The 17,751-nt window shown below is 69.2% G+C and carries 15 protein-coding genes; 7 read left to right on the top strand and 8 right to left on the bottom strand.

All coding sequences use genetic code 11. The features are described from left to right. A partial coding sequence (locus tag ACJ8AT_RS20340; RefSeq protein ID WP_407739429.1) for a tetratricopeptide repeat protein occupies positions 1-1,804 on the top strand: 1,804 nt, incomplete at its 5' end. Between the two features lie 138 nt (positions 1,805-1,942). Here the strand turns inward: ACJ8AT_RS20340 and ACJ8AT_RS20335 are convergent. The 7 genes from ACJ8AT_RS20335 to ACJ8AT_RS20305 form a co-directional block, all read right to left on the bottom strand. Beyond that, positions 1,943-3,001, bottom strand: coding sequence for a hypothetical protein (locus ACJ8AT_RS20335; protein WP_407739428.1), 1,059 nt, complete (start codon positions 2,999-3,001; stop codon positions 1,943-1,945). Positions 3,002-3,036: 35 nt separating this feature from the next. Further along, positions 3,037-3,924, bottom strand: a complete 888-nt coding sequence (locus tag ACJ8AT_RS20330; RefSeq protein ID WP_407739427.1) for an ion channel — start codon at positions 3,922-3,924, stop codon at positions 3,037-3,039. A 79-nt stretch (positions 3,925-4,003) separates the two neighbouring features. Next, positions 4,004-4,615, bottom strand: a complete 612-nt coding sequence (locus ACJ8AT_RS20325; protein WP_407739426.1) for a DUF4136 domain-containing protein — start codon at positions 4,613-4,615, stop codon at positions 4,004-4,006. A 158-nt stretch (positions 4,616-4,773) separates the two neighbouring features. Next, positions 4,774-5,874, bottom strand: a complete 1,101-nt coding sequence (locus ACJ8AT_RS20320; RefSeq protein WP_407739425.1) for a citrate synthase — start codon at positions 5,872-5,874, stop codon at positions 4,774-4,776. 77 nt (positions 5,875-5,951) lie between these two features. Next, on the bottom strand, positions 5,952-9,107 hold the full coding sequence (locus ACJ8AT_RS20315; RefSeq protein ID WP_407739424.1) for an efflux RND transporter permease subunit: 3,156 nt from the start codon (positions 9,105-9,107) through the stop codon (positions 5,952-5,954). Between the two features lie 9 nt (positions 9,108-9,116). Continuing rightward, positions 9,117-10,292 (bottom strand): efflux RND transporter periplasmic adaptor subunit, encoded by a 1,176-nt coding sequence (locus ACJ8AT_RS20310; RefSeq protein WP_407739423.1) that lies wholly within the window; start codon positions 10,290-10,292, stop codon positions 9,117-9,119. Further along, positions 10,280-11,737 (bottom strand): TolC family protein, encoded by a 1,458-nt coding sequence (locus ACJ8AT_RS20305; RefSeq protein ID WP_407739422.1) that lies wholly within the window; start codon positions 11,735-11,737, stop codon positions 10,280-10,282. Before ACJ8AT_RS20305 ends, ACJ8AT_RS20310 begins: the two co-directional genes overlap by 13 nt. 237 nt (positions 11,738-11,974) lie before the next feature. Here ACJ8AT_RS20305 and ACJ8AT_RS20300 point away from each other — a divergent pair, with 237 nt between their 5' ends. The 6 genes from ACJ8AT_RS20300 to ACJ8AT_RS20275 all read left to right on the top strand — a co-directional run bounded on the left by ACJ8AT_RS20300 (position 11,975) and on the right by ACJ8AT_RS20275 (position 17,285). After that, the gene (locus tag ACJ8AT_RS20300) at positions 11,975-13,066 is read left to right on the top strand and encodes an endonuclease/exonuclease/phosphatase family protein (protein WP_407739421.1); all 1,092 of its coding nucleotides are present in this window, start codon (positions 11,975-11,977) and stop codon (positions 13,064-13,066) included. Between the two features lie 83 nt (positions 13,067-13,149). Beyond that, on the top strand, positions 13,150-13,593 hold the full coding sequence (locus ACJ8AT_RS20295) for a hypothetical protein (protein ID WP_407739420.1): 444 nt from the start codon (positions 13,150-13,152) through the stop codon (positions 13,591-13,593). A 65-nt stretch (positions 13,594-13,658) separates the two neighbouring features. Next, positions 13,659-14,249, top strand: a complete 591-nt coding sequence (locus ACJ8AT_RS20290; RefSeq protein ID WP_407739419.1) for an RNA polymerase sigma factor — start codon at positions 13,659-13,661, stop codon at positions 14,247-14,249. Further along, entirely contained in the window at positions 14,239-14,949 is a 711-nt protein-coding gene (locus ACJ8AT_RS20285; RefSeq protein ID WP_407739418.1) for a hypothetical protein, read from the top strand. The genes ACJ8AT_RS20290 and ACJ8AT_RS20285 overlap by 11 nt, the downstream gene beginning before the upstream one ends. Before the next feature lie 69 nt (positions 14,950-15,018). Continuing rightward, positions 15,019-16,500: an ABC transporter substrate-binding protein/permease gene (locus tag ACJ8AT_RS20280; RefSeq protein WP_407739417.1), complete on the top strand. Its 1,482-nt coding sequence runs from the start codon at positions 15,019-15,021 to the stop codon at positions 16,498-16,500. Beyond that, complete coding sequence (locus tag ACJ8AT_RS20275) at positions 16,497-17,285, top strand: amino acid ABC transporter ATP-binding protein (protein ID WP_407739416.1); 789 nt, start codon at positions 16,497-16,499, stop codon at positions 17,283-17,285. Before ACJ8AT_RS20280 ends, ACJ8AT_RS20275 begins: the two co-directional genes overlap by 4 nt. A gap of 15 nt (positions 17,286-17,300) precedes the next feature. Here the strand turns inward: ACJ8AT_RS20275 and ACJ8AT_RS20270 are convergent, their stop codons facing one another. After that, positions 17,301-17,750: a hypothetical protein gene (locus ACJ8AT_RS20270; protein ID WP_407739415.1), complete on the bottom strand. Its 450-nt coding sequence runs from the start codon at positions 17,748-17,750 to the stop codon at positions 17,301-17,303. Position 17,751 lies beyond the last annotated feature (1 nt).

Below are 17,751 nucleotides of genomic sequence, written 5' to 3'. Positions count from 1 at the left end.
CGGCGCGGAGTTGCTGCGGCTCTGCAGTGTCAAAGGCTCCCAGGAGGAGCTTCGCGAGGTATCACGCGCCGTTCAGGGCCACGCGCTCACAATGACGCTGCTCGGCAACTACATTGCGGATGCGCTGGATGGAGATGTCCGCCGGTGGCGCGAGGTTCCACTGGGAGCGACAGAGACCCGCCCCGGCGAGCGCGCCCAGCACGTTATGGAGGCATACGACCGATGGTTCGAGCCAGGTCCAGAGCGTGCAATCCTGAGAATCGTAGGGCTGTTTGATCGTCCCGCGAGCGCTGGGTGCATTGCAGCGTTGCGGAAGGAACCTGCCATCAGAGGCTTGACCGACGCACTCGTAGCGCTCACGGATACGAAGTGGAAGCTCGCAGTGAACCGCTTGAGCAGGACGGGGCTGCTCGCCCCCACAGGGAAGAGCGATGACGGCTCACTCGACGCGCATCCATTGGTGCGCGAGTGCTTTGGCACAATGCTTGAACGCGAGAATCCTCAGGGGTACCGAGCCGCACACCGGCGGCTGTATGAATACCTGCGCGACACTACGCCGGAGCTTCCTGACACGTTTGATGGACTGCAACCCCTCTACCAAGCCGTCTCGCACGGGTGCAGAGCCGGACAGCATGAGGAGGCGCTGGACGGAGTGTTCTACCCGCGTATTCGCCGATACGACCAGCATTACAGTGTCACCGTGCTCGGCGCATTCGGAGCCGATCTCGCGACACTCGCAGGGTTCTTCGAGGGCGACTGGAGGCGGCCCGTAGCATCCTTGACAGAGGCAACTCGGTCGTTCGTGTTGAGTGAAGCTGCTTTCAGCCTTCGAGCGCTTGGGCGGCTGCGCGAAGCAGGTGCCCCGTTGAAGTCATCTCTGGACATGTGTGTCGCCCTGTCCCACTGGGTAAATGCAGCCAATGCTGCCTCCAACCTCGCCCAGCTGCATGCCTCCAGCGGGGCACTGCACGAGGCACTATCTATGGCGAAGCGCACCGTGGAACTTGCGGACCGCGCTGGAAAAGATGAATGGCCATGGCGCGTACTCAGCCGTTGCACACTGGCCAACGTCTTTTGCCACCTCGGCAACCCAGAGAATGCCCGCCTTCTGTTCGAGGAGGCTGAGCGGATGCAGATCAAGCAGCAGCCTCAGCTTCCCTTGCTGTACGCCCTCCAGGGGCGCCAGTTCTGTGAATTGCTGCTTGACCTAGGTGAGCCTCGGGAGGTCGAGCGGCGAGCGACACAGACGCTGGTCTGGATGAGAAAAGAGCGTTGGCTCCTCGACATCGCCCACGATCACCTTTCACTTGGCTGCGCTTTGGGGATGCTTGAGCAACGGGAGAATGCCCGCCCACACTTCACCCAGGCCATCGACATGTTACGGGGCGCTGGAGCGCTGGAGTTCCTCGCCTCCTCCCTTGTCTTGCGCGCGGCCTTCCTTCGCGAGGCCGGCGACCGCGACTCCGCCCGCCGAGATACAGACGAAGCGCTTGGGCTTGCAAGACGCTCTGAGTTGCGGCTTGTCGAGTGCGATGCCTGCCTCGAACAGGCCCGGTTAGCACTCGACGCGAACGACCCGGCAGCCGCGCGGGCCGCGTTTGAATCGGCGCGCTCTTTGGTGGACAAGTGCGAGTACCACCGCCGCGACTGTGAGCTAGCGCTTATTGAGGCCCGCCTCGCCCTGGCAGATGGGAATCGAACAGCGGCGCAGGTGGCCTATGAACGAGCACGAGCAGTAGCTACTGCGGAGAAACTGCGCGCGTGCGACAAAGAGCTGGCGGCGGTAGCAGCGGCGGTGGTGTGACATGTGTCGCTGCTGGAATCCCTGCTTTTCTGTGCTACCTGCCGGGTTCCTCTCCCGTTGCTTCGAGGGGATGCGCTTAGCGTTTCACCCTCCATACGGGGATTGAATACTCACTGGATACAGGAGCAGTTCCTGGGCTCAGTAAGCCCAGGCACCGAGGGAGAACGCGTGTGTCACTTTGTGGTTGAGCCACAGCGTCAAGAGCGCCACGGGCCAGCGCAGCCACGCGGGCCGCTCGGCGAACCAGTCTCCCACCCGGAAGAGGACGGGGAACAGCACCGCGCCGAAGCGGAACGCATTGCCCAGGTCCCCCTGCGGCAGCATGACGACGAGCGACAGCAGTCCATAGAGCGCCAGGGGCCGGCTCTGGCGGATCAGCGCCACGGCTCCCGCCAGCCACACGGCGGCGAAGAGATCCCTCAGCGCCAGCCACCACCCGGCCTGGTGCCACTCGTTGCCGAACCAGAGCCCTCGCACCGCGCCCCACAGGGAGTCCACGTGGTGCCAGTTCTGCTGGGCGTGCATGTGCGCGAGCGGATCCCCCACGGAGCGCCATTGGTAGAAGAGCAGCCCTCCGAACGCCGCCAGCCCCACGACGCTCACGACCGTGAACCGCGCGAGCCGGCCCCACCCCTCGCCGGGAGTCCTCGCCACCAGGAGCGCCGCGGTGATCACCACGAAGGCTCCCTGGTTGCGCGTCCACACGCAGAGGGCCGCCAAGAGCGCCGCCTGCCACACGCGCCCCTCCCAGGCGAAGGCCAGCGCTCCCAGGGACAGCAGCAGGAACAGGCCCTCGGTGTGGTGAGAGTGCAGGGCAAAGCTGGCCGGGCTGTAGAGGAAGAAGAACCACCCCCAGGCCGTTCGCGGCTCGATCGGAGAAGGAGCCGCTTGCCGGGCCCCTCGCCAGGAGACCCACGCGGCGAACGCCAGCAGGCAGAGCGAGGACAGCACGCAGCCCACCAGCGCGGGCGGCACCTGCCCCCCCAGCAAGCCGCGAAGCAGGCCCACCGTGCCTGGGTAGAGGGGGAGAAATGCCCGTAGGGCTGGATCTCCGTACCCCTCCGTGATGATGCGCGTGTAGAGGTGCGAGTCCCAGCGATCGAGGACCTCGAGCAGCGGGAAGCCTCGGCGAGCGGCCGTCAGCGCCCACAGCCCGAAGTGGTGCGCCAGCATCAGCGCCGTGAGCCCCAGCGCCACCCGTGGCCGCGGAGCTCCACGAGGAGGCGCGGGATTCACGAGGCTCTCGGGTACGGGAAGTCCGTGGTCGGCTCGGTGGGCAGGGTGTCGTGGAACTTGCTGAGATCGAGCAGCATGTTCCCGTCATCCGTCTCGGACAGGACGTCCGCGAAGCGCATGCCCCAGTGGATGTCGTTCGTGAAGTAGCGGTGGCTGGCGTGGATGGCCTGCATCGTCGTGTCATCCGTCCCCAGCACCATGACGTGGATCTCTACCTCCTGGGCCTGGACCGACTCGGGGGTCTGGCCATGCAGCGGGCTGTTCCGATCGATGACGTGCATCGCGCTCCACGAGCGAGACAGCGAGAGCGCCTTGTCTCTCACCAGCTTGAGATCATACGAGCGATAGAACGTGCCGCCCTCGGCGGTGCGCTCCGTGCGCATGAGCACGAGATGGATCTGCGCGTTGACGATCTGGTTCCCGCGCTCGTTTCCGAACCGGAACATCAGCGTGGGGACACCGTTCGATGGAGAGATGACCGCCGTCCGCGTGAACATGATCCGGGCCCGCGAGAGCGAGAACTTCGCGAACACCAGCCCCGTGGCCAGCGCGGTGAGCAGCAACCCCACGAGCGATTCGGTCACCACGAGGACGTTGGCCACCCGCGTCTCCGGATACATGGCGCCGTAGCCAATGGTGCCCATCGTCTGCACGCTGAAGAAGAAGGCGTCCGCGAACGAGCCGGGCGCGGCATGCGAGATGCCTCCGGTGGCCAGGTAGCCCAGCGCGAAGGCGGCGTTCGCCACCAGGTAGAAGGCGCTGATGACGACGAACGTCCACCTCCAGGGCATCTGGAGCAGCGCGTGGTAGAAGTCGCGCAGGGGCGTGGGTCGGTGGCCGACGACCTTGATCTGGTAGCCGGCCCCCGGGATGGTGACTTTCACGGACCTGTTCTTCACCCGCGAGAGTCTCGGGTCTGGACTCGGCCGGCGGCAAGCGCCGCGTGTCCCTGAGGGCCGCCCGCTAGTGCCGCGCCTTGGGCGGGTAGTCCTCCAGGGACTTGGCCACGGCTGTCTGGATCGTCTTCTCGGACACGGGCCGCTGGATTTCCTCCTCGGCGAACGCCCTCCAGACGGCCTGCTTGGTGCGCGCGTCGACGAGATCGATCACCAGCGAGCCTTGGTTGACATCGTGCTCGATCCACCAGTCTTCGTACCCCAGCGCCCACATCTCGGGGCCCCAGGCGAAGCCATAGTCCGAGTACATGGTGGGCCCCACGTTCTCCCACTCCTGCCGCGTCCGGGCTCCCGCCACATAGGTGACGTAGAGATCCGGCGAGGCCTCGTTCTCGGTGAGGCCCTTGGCGGTCAGATCCCGGCGGATGGCATCTTCGATGCGCTGGCGCCCCGTGGCTTCGGCCGCGGAGTCCGGCGGGCTCACCTGGCTGACGATCCGGCCCGGGCGAATGGCAAAGGTGTGGTACGCGGAGAAGTCCGTCGCGGCCTGATAGTCCGTGCGCACGGTCGGCCCGGAGGCACAGGCTCCCAGTCCAAGGGCCAGCCCCGCCACGAGGGCCACCAGCAGCCCCCTCCCGTTGCTCGCCCTGCCGTGGGCTGCTCCCCGCTCTTGCTCCATGGTGGTTCTCCCTCTCGCAGGCACGCTCCACTGCATCGCACTCCGAGAGAAAAGTAGGGTGGCGGCCACGGAGTGGGACCTGCGGCGAGGAGGAGCAGCAGAGCGCTCCCCTCCTCGGCAGGGCCAGTACCGAATATCCGGGAGCAGAGCCGGCACTCTCAGCCCGGCATCGGCCCCACGTAGCGGGACGCGGGGCGGATGAGGCGTCCGGTCGCTCGCTGCTCGGCGATGTGCCCCAGCCACCCGGCGGCCCGGCCGCAGGCGAAGGCGGGCGAGAACATCGTCCGGTCGAGCCCCACCGCGTCGAGCAGCACGGCGGTGTAGAACTCCACGTTCGCGCGCAGCGGGCGGTCCGGGTAGCGCTGGCGGAGGAGCTCCTCGGCCGCGCGCTCGACCGCTCGCGCCAGGGCGAGCCGCTCGGTCCGCAGGCCTCCGCGCTCGAGCCGCTCGATGGCGCGCTCCAGCACGGCCGCGCGAGGATCTCTCACCCGGTAGATGCGGTGCCCCATGCCCATGATGCGGCGGCCGGCCTTCAGCTCCGCCTCGAGCCACGGCGCGGCCTGCTCCGGCCGGGCGATCGCATCCAGCATGTCCAGCACCGGCCCCGGAGCGCCTCCATGGAGCGGCCCCTTCAGCGCCCCCACCGCGCCGACCACGGCCGACACGGCATCGGAGCCCGTGGAGGCAATCACCCGCGCGGTGAACGTGGAGGCATTCAGTCCATGATCGGAGACGGTGACCAGGTACGCATCGAGCCCGGCGGCTCGCTCGGGCTGGGACTCACCGGTCAGCATGCGCAGCAGGTCCGCCGCGTGGGACAGCTTCGGATCCGGCCGCACCGGTGCCAGCCCACGCCTGCGCCGGGCCCACGCGGCCGCGAACACGGCGACGGCTCCCGTGAGCAGCAGGGACGTCTCCAGCTCGCTGCCCGGCTGCGCCGGGACATGCGCCACCGAGGCCCGGAGCGCATCCATCCCATCCTCCGCCGCGAGCGCCTGGCCCAGCCCGTCCAGCCACCCGAAGGCTCGCACCCGCGCCTCGCCCAGGCCAGCCTGAAGCGACCCAGGGAGCGGCTCCTTCGCGTATGGCGCCCAGAGCCTCGCGCACACCTCTTCGAAAGAGATGGCTCCCGCGAGCGACTCCACCTCGCTGCCGGCGATGATCAGCCGGCCCTGCTCGCCATCCACCTCGCTCAATCGAGTCTCGGCGACCACCACCCCTTCGAGACCCGCCTGCGCTGCTGCCTGCGTCGTGCCCATGCTTGGCTTCCTCCGTCATGAGGATTAAGCGCGGGCCACGGGCCTCGAAACTCGATTCGACAATCGACATGGGCCGCTCAGGCCTGCTGGGGGGCCGGGCCCTGGCCGCCGCCCTTGCTGTACTCCCGGCGCTTGAGCAGCCGCGAGCGCGCCGTCTCCATCAGCGTGTACAGCACCGGGATGAAGATCAGGTTCACGAAGGTGGACAGCAGCATGCCGCCGAACACCGCCGTCCCCAGCGACTTCCGGGACGCGGCGCCCGCCCCCGTGGCCAGCACCAACGGCACCACGCCCAGCAGGAACGCGAACGAGGTCATCAGGATGGGCCGCAAGCGCGTCTGAGCCGCTTGGACGGCGGCCTCCACCACGCCGCGGCCCTGCTCGCGAAGCTGCTCGGCGAACTCGACGATCAGGATGGCGTTCTTGCTCGACAGGCCCACCAGCATCACCAGGCCCACCTGACAGAACACGTCGTTGGCCAGCCCTCGTAGGTTCTGCAGCCCCAGCGCTCCCAGCATCGCCACCGGCACGCCCAGCATCACCACGAGCGGCAGCGCGAAGCTCTCGTACTGCGCCGCGAGCACCAGGAACACGAAGACGATGCCCAGCGCGAAGATGGTCAGCACCTTGCCGCCCGCTTCCTTCTGCTCTCGGGAGAGCCCCGTCCACTCGAAGGAGAAGCCAGCGGGCAGGCCCTGCCACGCCACCTGCTCCATGGAGGTCAGCGCATCGCCCGTGCTGGCCCCGGGCGCCTGCTGGCCGTTGAGGGTCGCCGAGCGGAAGAGGTTGTAGTGCTGGATGCTCGCCGCGCTGGTGATGGGCCGCACCTTCACCAGCGACTCCAGGGGCACCATCTGCCCCTGCGCCGAGCGCACATAGAAGGACTTGATGTCCTGCGGCTCGTTGCGGAAGGGCACCGCCGCCTGCACGTAGACGCGGTACACGCGGCTGGCGAAGGTGAAGTCATTGACGTACTGGCTGCCCAGGTACACCGACAGCGTGGAGTATACGGAGTCCAGCGACACGCCCAGCGCCTCGGCCTTCTCGCGATCCATCTGCACGTCCAGCAGCGGAGTGCTCGCCGTGTACGAGGAGAACACGCCGCTCAGCCCGGGCGAGCGGTTGGCCTGGCCGACGAGCTGCTGGGTCACCTGCGCGAGCTGCTCCAGCGTGTGGGTGCCCTGCTGATCCTCGAGGATGAACTCGAAGCCGCCCACGCTGCCCACGCCGCGGATCGTCGGCGGCTGGAAGGGCAGCACGCGCGCTCCGCCCACCGAGAGCAGCTGCCCGCGCAGCCTGTCCACCAGCGCGCCCACGCCCTGCTCCGCCTTCTTGCGCTCGTCCCACGGCTTCAGGTTGATGAAGAGCGTGCCGGTGTTGGAGCCCGCGCCCAGCAGCGAGAAGCCGCCCACGGTGAAGATGTCCGACACCTCGGGCTGCTTGCGCAGCACCTCCTCCGTCTGCAGCAGCACCTGCCGGGTGTAGTCCAGGGATGTGCCCTCCGGCCCCTGCACCGCGACGATGAGGTAGCCCTGGTCCTCCGCGGTGATGAAGCCCGAGGGAGTGGAGCGGTACAGCAGCACCGTGATCACCAGGCACACGGCGAAGGCGGCGAGCACCGCCCACCGGAGCCCCCCCAGCAACCGCCCCAGCAGCCGCCCATAGAAGTTGCGGAAGGCCTCCAGCGAGTGGTCCACCCAGCGGGCCGCCCGCCACTTCTCCCCCTCGTGCGCGCGCAGCAGCCGCGCGGCCAGCGCCGGAGACAGCGTGAGGGCCACCAGCGCCGACAGGCCGATGGAGAAGGCCAGGGTGAGCGCGAACTGCTTGTAGATGGAGCCCGTGGTGCCGGGGAAGAAGGACACCGGGACGAACACCGCGGACAGCACCAGCGCCACGGCCACCACCACGCCGGCCACCTGCCGCATGCCCCGGTGGGTGGCCTCGCGCGGATCCACCTTCTCCTGCTCCATGATGCGCTCGACGTTCTCGATGACGACGATGGCATCATCCACCACCAGGCCCGTGGCCAGCGTCAGTCCGAACAGCGTGAGCGTGTTGACCGAGAAGCCGAACAGGTTGACGAAGGCGAAGGTGCCCACCAGGGACACCGGCAGCGTCGTCGCCACCACCAGGACGCTCCGCCAGCCGTGCAGGAACACGAAGACGACGAACACCACCAGCAGGATGGCCTCCCCGAGCGTGCGCAGCACCTCCTCGATCGAGGCCTGCACCGCGCGGGTAGTGTCGAAGGCCGACTGATAGGTGAGGCCCGGCGGGAAGGTGGCCTTGAGCCGCTCCAGCTCCTTCACCACATCGTCGCGCACCTGCAGCGCGTTGGAGCCCGGAAGCTGGAAGATGCCCAGGCCTACCGCCTCGCGCCCATTGAAGCGCAGCAGCTGCCCGTAGTTCTCCGCGCCCAGCTCCGCGCGGCCCACGTCCCGCAGCCGCACCAGCGATCCGTCCGCCCCACGCTGCACCACCAGCTCGTTGAACTCCTCGGGCGAGGTGAGCTGTCCCAGCGCCCGCACGGTGAACTGATAACTCTGGCCCTCGGGCGCTGGCTGCTGCCCCACCTGCCCGGCGCCCACCTGCAGGTTCTGCTCGCGCAGCGCCGCCACCACGTCCTGTGGGGTGAGTCCTCGGCGCGCGAGCTGCGTCGGATCCAACCACAGCCTCATGGCGAAGCGCCGCTCGCCGAAGATGCGCACGTCCCCTACTCCCTTCACGCGCAGGAGCGCATCTCGCAGGTAGACGTCCGCGTAGTTGCTGATGAAGCCCCGGTCGTAGCGGTTCTGGCTGTCGTACAACCCGAACGCCGCCAGGAGCTGGGACTGGGTCTTGTTGATGGTGATGCCCAGCGCATTGACCTGGGCCGGCAGGCGCGCGGAGGTGGTGGCCACCCGGTTCTGCACATCCACCGCGCCGATGTCCACGCTGTACCCGGGCTCGAAGGTGACGGTGATGGTGCTGGTGCCGTCGTTGGTGCTGGACGACGAGACGTAGCGCATGCCCTTGATACCGTTGACCGCTCGCTCGATCACCGTGGTGACAGCGCTCTCCACCACCTCGGCGGACGCGCCCAGGTACGTGGCGGTCACCGTCACCTGGGGCAGGGACAGATCCGGGTACTGCTCCACGGCCAGCCCGGAAATGGAGATGGCGCCCACCAGGGTGATGAGGATGGACACCACGGCGGCGAAGATGGGGCGTCGGATGAAGAAGTCAGTGAACATGCGCGCCCCTCACTGCCCTGCGTCCGAAGGACCGCTCGTGCCCGCATCCGCGGCCCCGCCCAGGCCTGTGCCCCGAGCACCCCTGGGCGCCGCGGGCTTGGGCTCCACCGGCTGTCCGTCCCGGAGCAACTGCACTCCGCTGACGGCCACTTGCGTGCCCTCCTTCAGGCCGTTCACCAGCTCGTAGGAGTTGCCCTCCACCCGCCCCAGCGTCACCGGCTGGCGCTGCACCACGGTACCGCCATCGCCCGGCACCACCGTGAAGGCGAAGGCCTGGCTGCCGAGCTGCGACACCGCGTAGGTGGGCAGCAGCAGCGACTGGTGCGTCTCGTACACCACCCGCGCGCGCACGAGCTGATCGGCGCGCAGCCCCACCGTGTTCTCGAAGGCGGCCTTCACCTCCACGAGCTGGGTGTTGCCCGTGGGCGTGGGGGCCACGAAGAAGAGGGGAGCGCTCACCACTGGCTCACCCTCCTCGTTCAGCAGCTCCACCACCGTGCGCCCGAGTTCGATCTGCGCGGCGCGCTCCACGGGCACCTGCACGGACACCTCGAGGGCCTGGCTGTGGTCCACGCTGGTCAGCGTCGTCTCCGGGGTGACGTAGTCGCCCACCTTCACGGGGATGTCGCCCATCACTCCCGCGAAGGGCGCGCTCACCTCGTAGTAGCCGAGCTGGACCTGCTCCGACTGGATCTGCGCCTCGGCGGCGTGGGCGGTGGCCTCGGCGGAGGCGGCCTGTGCCACGGCCTGATCATAGTCCTGACGGCTCATCAGCCCTTCCTTCAGGAGCTGTGCGGCCCGCTCGCGCGTGCGCCGGGCATACTCGCGGTTGGCCACGGCCGAGGCGCGCTGAGCCTGCGCCGCTTGGAGTCCCGCGCGCTCACGCCGGGGATCCACCACCAGGAGGACTTGACCCTGCTTCACCTGCTGGCCAGGCCGCACGCGGATGGATTGCACGGTGCCCGCCACCTGCGGACGCAGCGCCACGCTGCGCCGGGAGATGAGCTGCCCCAGGTACTCCTGGGTGTCTCTCACCTCCCCGGGCTTCAGCGCGATCACCTCGACGGGCAGAGCGCGATCGGCCCCCTGGCTCCCCTGCTGTGGCGCCTCCGCGGCCTTCTTGCCCCCGCACCCGATCAGGGCCAGGACTACCAACCCCACTCCCCCCACTCTCACCAATCGCATGCTGCCTCCGCCAGGAATGCCGCCACCTGCGCCTGCTGGAGCTGGAACTCGCGCAGCACCACCTGCAGCTCCGCCTGCCGCAGCGCGCCCGCGGACTGCACCAGCTCGAGACTCGTCCCTGTTCCCACCTCGAAGCTGCGCCGGGTGAGCCGATCACTCTCCTCGGCCAGATCCCGCGCCCGCACGGCGATGTCTCGCCCCGCCTGGGCCACCTCCACGTCGCGCCGGGCCTGGATCACCTCCACCGTCACCGAGCGCTCCCGCCCCGTGACATCCTGCCGCGCCACCTCCAATTGGGCCCGCGCCTGCCGCAGCCGCCCCTCGCGCGCGCCCCCGTCCCAGAAGGGCAGCACGAGCGCCGCGGCGAGGTTCCAAGAGGGCACCTGCGCCGTGCCCGGCCCCACCGTGATGGCCGTCGTGGAGCTCTGCAGCGCCAGCGTCGGGGCGTACTCGGTCTGCACCTGGGTGACCCCGCGCTCGGCCACCGTGAGGCGAGAGCGCGCCGCCGCGAGATCCGGCCGGTTGTCCAGCGCTTCGAGCTGGCGGCAGTCCCTCCGGGCCTGGGCGAACACCGCCTGCAGCGGCGCACTCTGCGCCAGCCCCACCGCCTGCGGCAGCCCCAGCGCCAGCCCGAGCGCCTCGCGGGCCTTGCGCAACGTCTCATCTCCGGACACCACCGCGCCGCGAGCGGTCTCCGCGTCCTGCTGCACGCGCACCACGTCGAGCTGCGTGCCCGCGCCCAGCTCGAACCGGCGCTGGGTCAGGGCCAGCCGCTCCAGCGCGGTGCGCAAGTTGACGCGATTGACCTCGGCCAGCCGCTCCGAGGCGACCACCGACACGAGCGCGCTGGCGAGCTGGCTGGTGAGCTGCCTGCGCGTCTCCGCCAGGGACCAGGAGGCGGCGCGCTCCGACTCGCGCGCGGTCCCCAGCGCGGTGTAGGCGCTGTAGTTCAGCACCGACACCGAGATGTTCAGCATGCCCACTCCCAGCGGCGCGGTGGGCGTCGGGCCCCCTCCTCCCGCCGCGCCGCCGCCGACACCGCTGATGAAGGGCGCAGAGCCCGGGTGGAGCACGTTGTACACCACCGAGGCCGTGCCCTGGACAGAGGGCAGCAGCGCGGCGAGCGCGACGCGCCACTGCCCCGCGGCGGACTCCAGCTGGGCCAGCGCCACCTGCAAATCCGTGGAGCGCTGGCGCAACAACCCGAGCGCCTCCGCCCACGAGGAGAGCTGGAGCGGTGCGGGCGGCACCGAGGCGAGCAGCGGATCCGACACCTGGGGCTGAAAGGGCGTGGACGAGGCAGGCAGCTCCGGCGGCAGGGCCGGAGGCGCGGCGGGGCTCCCAGGAGCGGGAGCCTGCGCTGCCCTCGGACCGGCCTGTGCCGTCAGCACCTCGGGCAGAAATCGAGCGGGCAACAGCAGGGCTGCGAGCAGCAGGGCGTTCATAAGGGCTGGCTTAGAGGTAGGACCCCGCCCCGCTGCCTGCCACACCCGCCAGGGTGATCCTCGTGCTGGCCAACAAACGCCAGGAGTGGGTGCTCAACAGTCGGTGCCCGGACGTCCGAGAGCTGTGTCCGGCGCCTGATAATTCCGCCGCGTGGGGCTCCTGGTAGATTCTCGCGCGAGGTGCGCTTCCGCACCCGCCCGCCTCGCGGGCTTCCACCTCCACCCCACTCGAGTTCCATGAGCCCCCTCACTCATCGCGGGCCCCGCCTGCTGATCTCCCTGCTCACCTGCTCCACGCTGCTCCTCACCTCCTGCGGTGACGACAAAAAGAAGCCCACCGGGCCGGTCGACGTGACGCTGATGACGCGCAACATCTACCTGGGCGCCAACATCTTCCTGCTCTCGCAGGCGAAGTCCCGGCAGGAGGTCCCCGCGATCGCCGGCCAGCTCTTCGCGACGGTGCAGGCGACGAACTTCCCGGAGCGGGCCGGAGCGCTCGCGGACGAGATCCAGGCGAAGAACCCCGCGCTGGTCGGGCTCCAGGAGGTCTCCCTCTACCGGACGCAGCACCCGAGTGACTTCTTCTCCAACGGGGCGGTGAACGCGCTGCAGGATGCGTATGACTTCCTCGGCATCCTGCAGCAGAAGCTGAAGGATCGCGGGCTGGACTACCGCGTGGCCGCGAAGGTGAAGAATGGAGACTCCGAGCTGCCAGCCGCGCTCTCGAGCGACCCGAATGATCTCACCGACATCCGCCTGACGGACTACGACGTGATCCTCGCGCGCGGCGACGTGCAGACCTCCGAGGAGGTGGAGCAGAACTACGTGCACAGCGCGCAGGTGGCCGTGGGCGGCAGCTCGGTCACCTTCACGCGCGGCTTCACCAAGGTGGCGGCGGACGTGAACGGCGCGAAGTTCACCTTCGTCAACTCGCACCTGGAGGGCCTCATGCCGGCCAACCAGGATCAGGCCCACGAGCTTGTGGATACGCTCCAGGGCTATCCCCGGCCCCTCATCCTGGTGGGCGACCTCAACACCGGCCCTGGCAGCTCGACGCCCGCCTACCAAATCATCAGCGACGCGGGCTACACCGATGCGTGGCCGGCGGCGAACTCGGGCCCCGGTCTCAGTTGCTGCTTCGGCGAGAAGGTGAAGGACCCGGACACCAGCGCTTTCGATAAGCGCATCGACCTGATGCTCTACCAGGGAGACACCCTCCAGCCCATCTCCGGCGAGGTCGTCGGCGACGAGCTCTCGGACCGCACTCCCTCCGGGCTGTGGCCTTCCGACCACGCCGGCACCGTGATCACCTTCCGCATCCAGCGCTGACGCGCTCCGAAAACACGCCGGCTGTCACACTTTCGCGCGGGGCCCGTACCTCCTGTCAGCACTCAACGCCCAGGAGGCGCACCATGCGCGCAAACATGTGGAGCCGTGTTCTCGTCGTCCTCAGCTTCTTCTCTCTCTCCGCGCAGGCCGCTCCGCCGGCCACCCATGAGTCCGGCACGCGCGTCACCGTCAAGCTCGCCGAGGCGAGCGGCCAGCTCCCGGATCCGGAGAAGCTGGTCGAGTCGCTCGCCAGCGTCGGCGGTGAGCACCAGGTCCAGGTGAAGCGCCGCCAGACGGCCGGTCAACAGGAGCTCACCGTGGACCTGTGGGGCGGCACCGTGCCCCCGGCCGACATCCCCCAGACGCTGCGGGAGGCGTTCCCGGTGCTGGCCTCGGCGGACATCCAGGTCACCTCGCTCGACGCCAAGGATCGCCCGAAGTTCGAGGGGATGGGCGAGCTGGAGCAGGACGCCCACGGAGAGCACGGCGTGGTCAAGAAGGTCGTGAAGATCATCAGGAAGGAGTAAGCCCAGGACTGGCCTGTCACGAAAATCGGCGGGACTCGTATTGAATGCCGGAGAGATCCTGGCCCATGCCCTCACTTCCCTGGCCCCTTCGCGATGCGTGGCTGTCACGGCTGGCCGTTCGCAGCCAGCGCGGGGACCGTGAGGCGTTCCGGGAGCTCTACCGGGCGCTGTACGAGCCCGTCTCGCGCTACGTCCGCCGACGCGTCCCGAGCCCCTCGGAAGCGGAGGATCTCGTGGGCCAGGTGTTCCTCCGGCTGCTCGAATCGCTCGACCGCATCGATCCACGCAAGGGCAGCGTGTTCACGTATGCGCTGTCCATGGCTCGAAATGCGCTCGTGGACGAGGCGCGTAGGCGGGCAAGCCTGGTGCCCGAGGAGGCCGCCGCCGCCCTCCCGGATACGGCCACGGGGCCGCTCGAGCGGCTGATGGGAGAGGAGAACACGCAGCGGATCCGCCTGGAGCTGGCGAGGCTGCCGGCCGAGACGCGGGAGTTGTTGATGCTGCGCTTCGGAGATGGGCTGCGCTTCGCGGAGATCGCCCAGGTGCTGCGCCTGAATGAGGCCGCGGTGCGGCAGCGCACCTCGAGGGCCGTGCGCGAGCTGCGAGCACGGTGGGACGCCGGACTGGCGGAAGGAGCGCTGGCCAATGACGGATGAAGAGCTTTCCCGAGCGCTGCGCGGCCAGGAGCCGCCAGCCAACCCGGAGCACCGGGCCCGGCTCGAGCAGGAGCTGCTCGCGGCGTACGACTCGCGGGTGGGGCAGCGCGCCAGGCGGGGCCGTTCTCCATGGCTGAGGTACGCGACGGCCGCCGTGTTCCTCGCCTGCCTGGTGACGGCCACCCAGGTGACGGCCGAGTACAAGGTGGAGGTGGGCAAGCGCATCCGCCTGCTGCTCCCCGCGGGCTTCGAGCCGCCCTCGGATCTGGGCGAGAAGGTGTCCCGAGCATTCGTCTCCGAGTCCAGCCACGTGGTGAACGTCGGGGTGATGCTCCGCCGCACGCCGGAGGGCTCGGCCTCCCTGGTGGTGGACGTCTGGGGCGACCAGCTCGTGCAGGATCGCGAAGGGCTGGAGCGGCTGCGCGGCATGCCCGAGCTCGCCGGGCTCGCTCCGGAGGTGACGAGCCTCAAGGGCCACGTGCGCGGCAACCTGCTGGGGGTGCTGGGGCACTCGCTGTTCCGCGCGGGCGCCTCGCCCGAGGAGCGCGAGGAGGCCCGGCAGCGTCTCATCGAGGAGCTCCGGCGCCAGGAAGGAGACGGAGCGGAGATCGACGTGGACGTCAGCGACGATCCCCAGCACTCGAAGATGCGCGTCCGGGTCCGCAAGCGGATGTCAGGGACTCCACCTCCTCCCGAGTAGGCACGCCCGCCGCCTTTCCCGCTCTTGCGGACGACGAGGGTGGCGCTCATCATCCGCGCCTTGACGCGTATGAGGCGCTCGATTCTCGCGACAGCCTGTCTCCTGCTGGGAGTCCTCCTGGCGGGCCTCGCCGCTGCCGAGGAGCCGCGGCCTACGCCGCCCGCCCCCGCGCCGGAACGCGCCCTGGCCCGAGTCCAGGCCGCTGGCGTGCTGCGCGTGGCCATCGACGCCACCTACCCGCCCATGGAGTTCCTGGAGAACGGCCAGCCCGTGGGCTTCGACGTCGATCTCGCGCGGGAGCTCGCCCGCCGCCTGGGCGTCACGGCGCAGTTCATCGTCATGGACTGGGACGGCATCCTCGCCGGGCTCACCTCGGGGCGCTACGACATCATCCTCTCGTCGATGAACATCACCCCCGCGCGAGAGCAGCAGGTGGACTTCATCGAGTACGCGCGCATGTCCCAGGTCTTCGTCACCACCCGGGGCCAGAGCATCCGCACGGAGCAGGAGCTGGCGGGCCACCGCGTGGCGGTGCAGACGAACACCACCTCGCAGCGGTGGGTGGAGCAGCTCCAGAAGCGAGGCGTGGAGGTGAAGGAGCTCCGCCCCTTCCCCGGCGCCACCGAGTGCTTCGCCGCCGTGAAGTCCGGGCAGGCCGACGTCATCGTCATCGACGAGCCCGTGGGCCTGTTCTTCTCCCGGCGGGACGACTCCTTCGTCATCACCGGCCAGGCGCTCGAGCCGGAGCCCATCGGCATCGCCATCAACAAGCAGGACGCGGACCTGACGGCCGCCCTCCGCAGGGCCTTCGAGGACATCCAGCGCGCAGGCGAGCTGAAGCGCCTCTCCGAGCACTGGTTTGGCGGCGAGCTGGGCCAGGCCGTGAAGCCACCCGGCTTCTGGACGTTCTCCCGGGAGGTGGTGCTGCCGCGCGTGCTTCAGGGGATGGGGGTGACGCTCCAGCTCACGCTCGGCTCCGGGGCGCTCGGCGTTGCCCTGGGGTTGATTGTCGCGCTGGCGCGGATCTCACGGCGCTCGGCCCTCCGCGCCGTGGCCCGGGCCTACATCACCCTGCTGCGCGGGACGCCCCTGCTGCTGCAGCTCCTGTTCATCTTCTTCGCGCTGCCGCTGATGATGGGAGTCCGCCTGGGGCCCATGGCCGCCGGGCTCACCGCGCTGTCGCTCAACGCCGCGGCCTACATCGCGGAGATCTTCCGGGCCGCCATCGAGTCCATCGACAAGGGGCAGATGGAGGCAGCCCGGGCGCTGGGCATGAGCCATGAGCTGGCCATGCGCCGGGTCATCCTGCCGCAGACGTTCCGGCGCCTCATCCCGCCGCTCGTCAACGAGCTGGCGGCGCTCTCCAAGGACACCTCGCTGGTCATGGTGATCGCCCTGCCGGAGATGCTCTACGAGACGAAGCAGCTCGCGGGCACGTACCTGCGCCCGGAGGTGTACGCCTGGGCGGCGGTGGGCTACCTGATCATCGTCCTCGCACTGACGGCGCTGGCCCAGCGGCTGGAGCGGCGGCTGGAGGCGCGGGGCACATGAGCGAGCCGATCATCCGCGTGGAGGGGCTGCGCAAGTCCTTCGGCGAGCGCGAGGTGCTGCGAGGCATCGACCTGGAGGTGGCCGCCGGAGAGGTCGTGGTCATCATCGGGCCGAGCGGCTGTGGCAAGTCCACGCTGCTGCGGTGCCTCAACTTCCTGGAGGCTCCCACGCAGGGGCGCATCTGGCTGCGCGGCGAGCTGCTGGGGCGGCAGGAGAAGGAAGGACGGCTCGTGCCTCGCCCCGAGGCCGAGGTGGATCGCCAGCGGGCGCACATCGGCATGGTCTTCCAGCGCTTCAACCTGTTCCCCCACATGACGGCCCTGGGCAACGTCATCGAGGCGCCGCTGCGAGTGAAGGGGCTGCCACGCGCCCGGGCGGAAGAGATCGGCCTGCGGCTGCTGGAGCGCGTGGGGCTGGCCGATCGGAAGGACGAGTACCCGGCCCGGCTCTCGGGAGGACAGCAGCAGCGGGTGGCCATCGCTCGGGCGCTGGCCATGGAGCCGGAGGTGATGCTCTTCGACGAGGCCACCTCCGCGCTCGATCCAGAGCTGGCCGATGAGGTGCTCCAGGTAATGCAGGGCCTGGCGCGCGAGGGCATGACCATGCTCGTGGTGACGCACGAGATGGGGTTCGCGCGAGAGGTGGCCCACCGCGTGGTCGTCCTGGACGCAGGCACCGTGCTGGAGCAGGGGCCGCCCTCGGTCATCTTCAGCCAGCCCTCGCAGCCCCGCACCCGGGAGTTTCTCCGGAAGGTGCTGCACGTGCGCCCGGGCGATGGGGAATGACGTCTCACCCGGCCCCTACGCGGGGCGGCGCCACACAGCGATCGTGTGGACGGCGACGGTGTAGAGCACGAACAGCGCCCCCACGGGCGCCAGGATGATGCCGAGCGAGGGGTCTCCCTCCGGGTGGGCAATGCCCCCGAGCAGGAACCCCAGCGGCATCGCGGCACTGCCCAGCATCAGCACCCGGGAGGCGATCGTCCGGCGCCCCACGCTCAGCGCCTGCGTGTCCGCCCACTGCACATAGATGAGGTTCAGCAGCCCCAGCGCCGCCCCGTGAAAGTGGGCCAGTGACCAGAGCCGCTGCCTCCACGGATCCGCCACCAGCGACACCCACCGGAAGCCCTCGAGCGTCTCCAGCCCCGACCCGAACGCCAGCGACACGAAGAGCAGCGTCCATCCGAACCGGGCATGAAGCCCGGCGCGCCCCTCGGCCGTGGGTGCCTCCGTCTTCTTCTGGGTCGTCACG

The organism is Hyalangium sp. (genome assembly GCF_045802625.1).
GTDB lineage: Bacteria > Myxococcota > Myxococcia > Myxococcales > Myxococcaceae > Hyalangium.
This window is presented reverse-complemented; position numbering and strand designations above follow the sequence as displayed.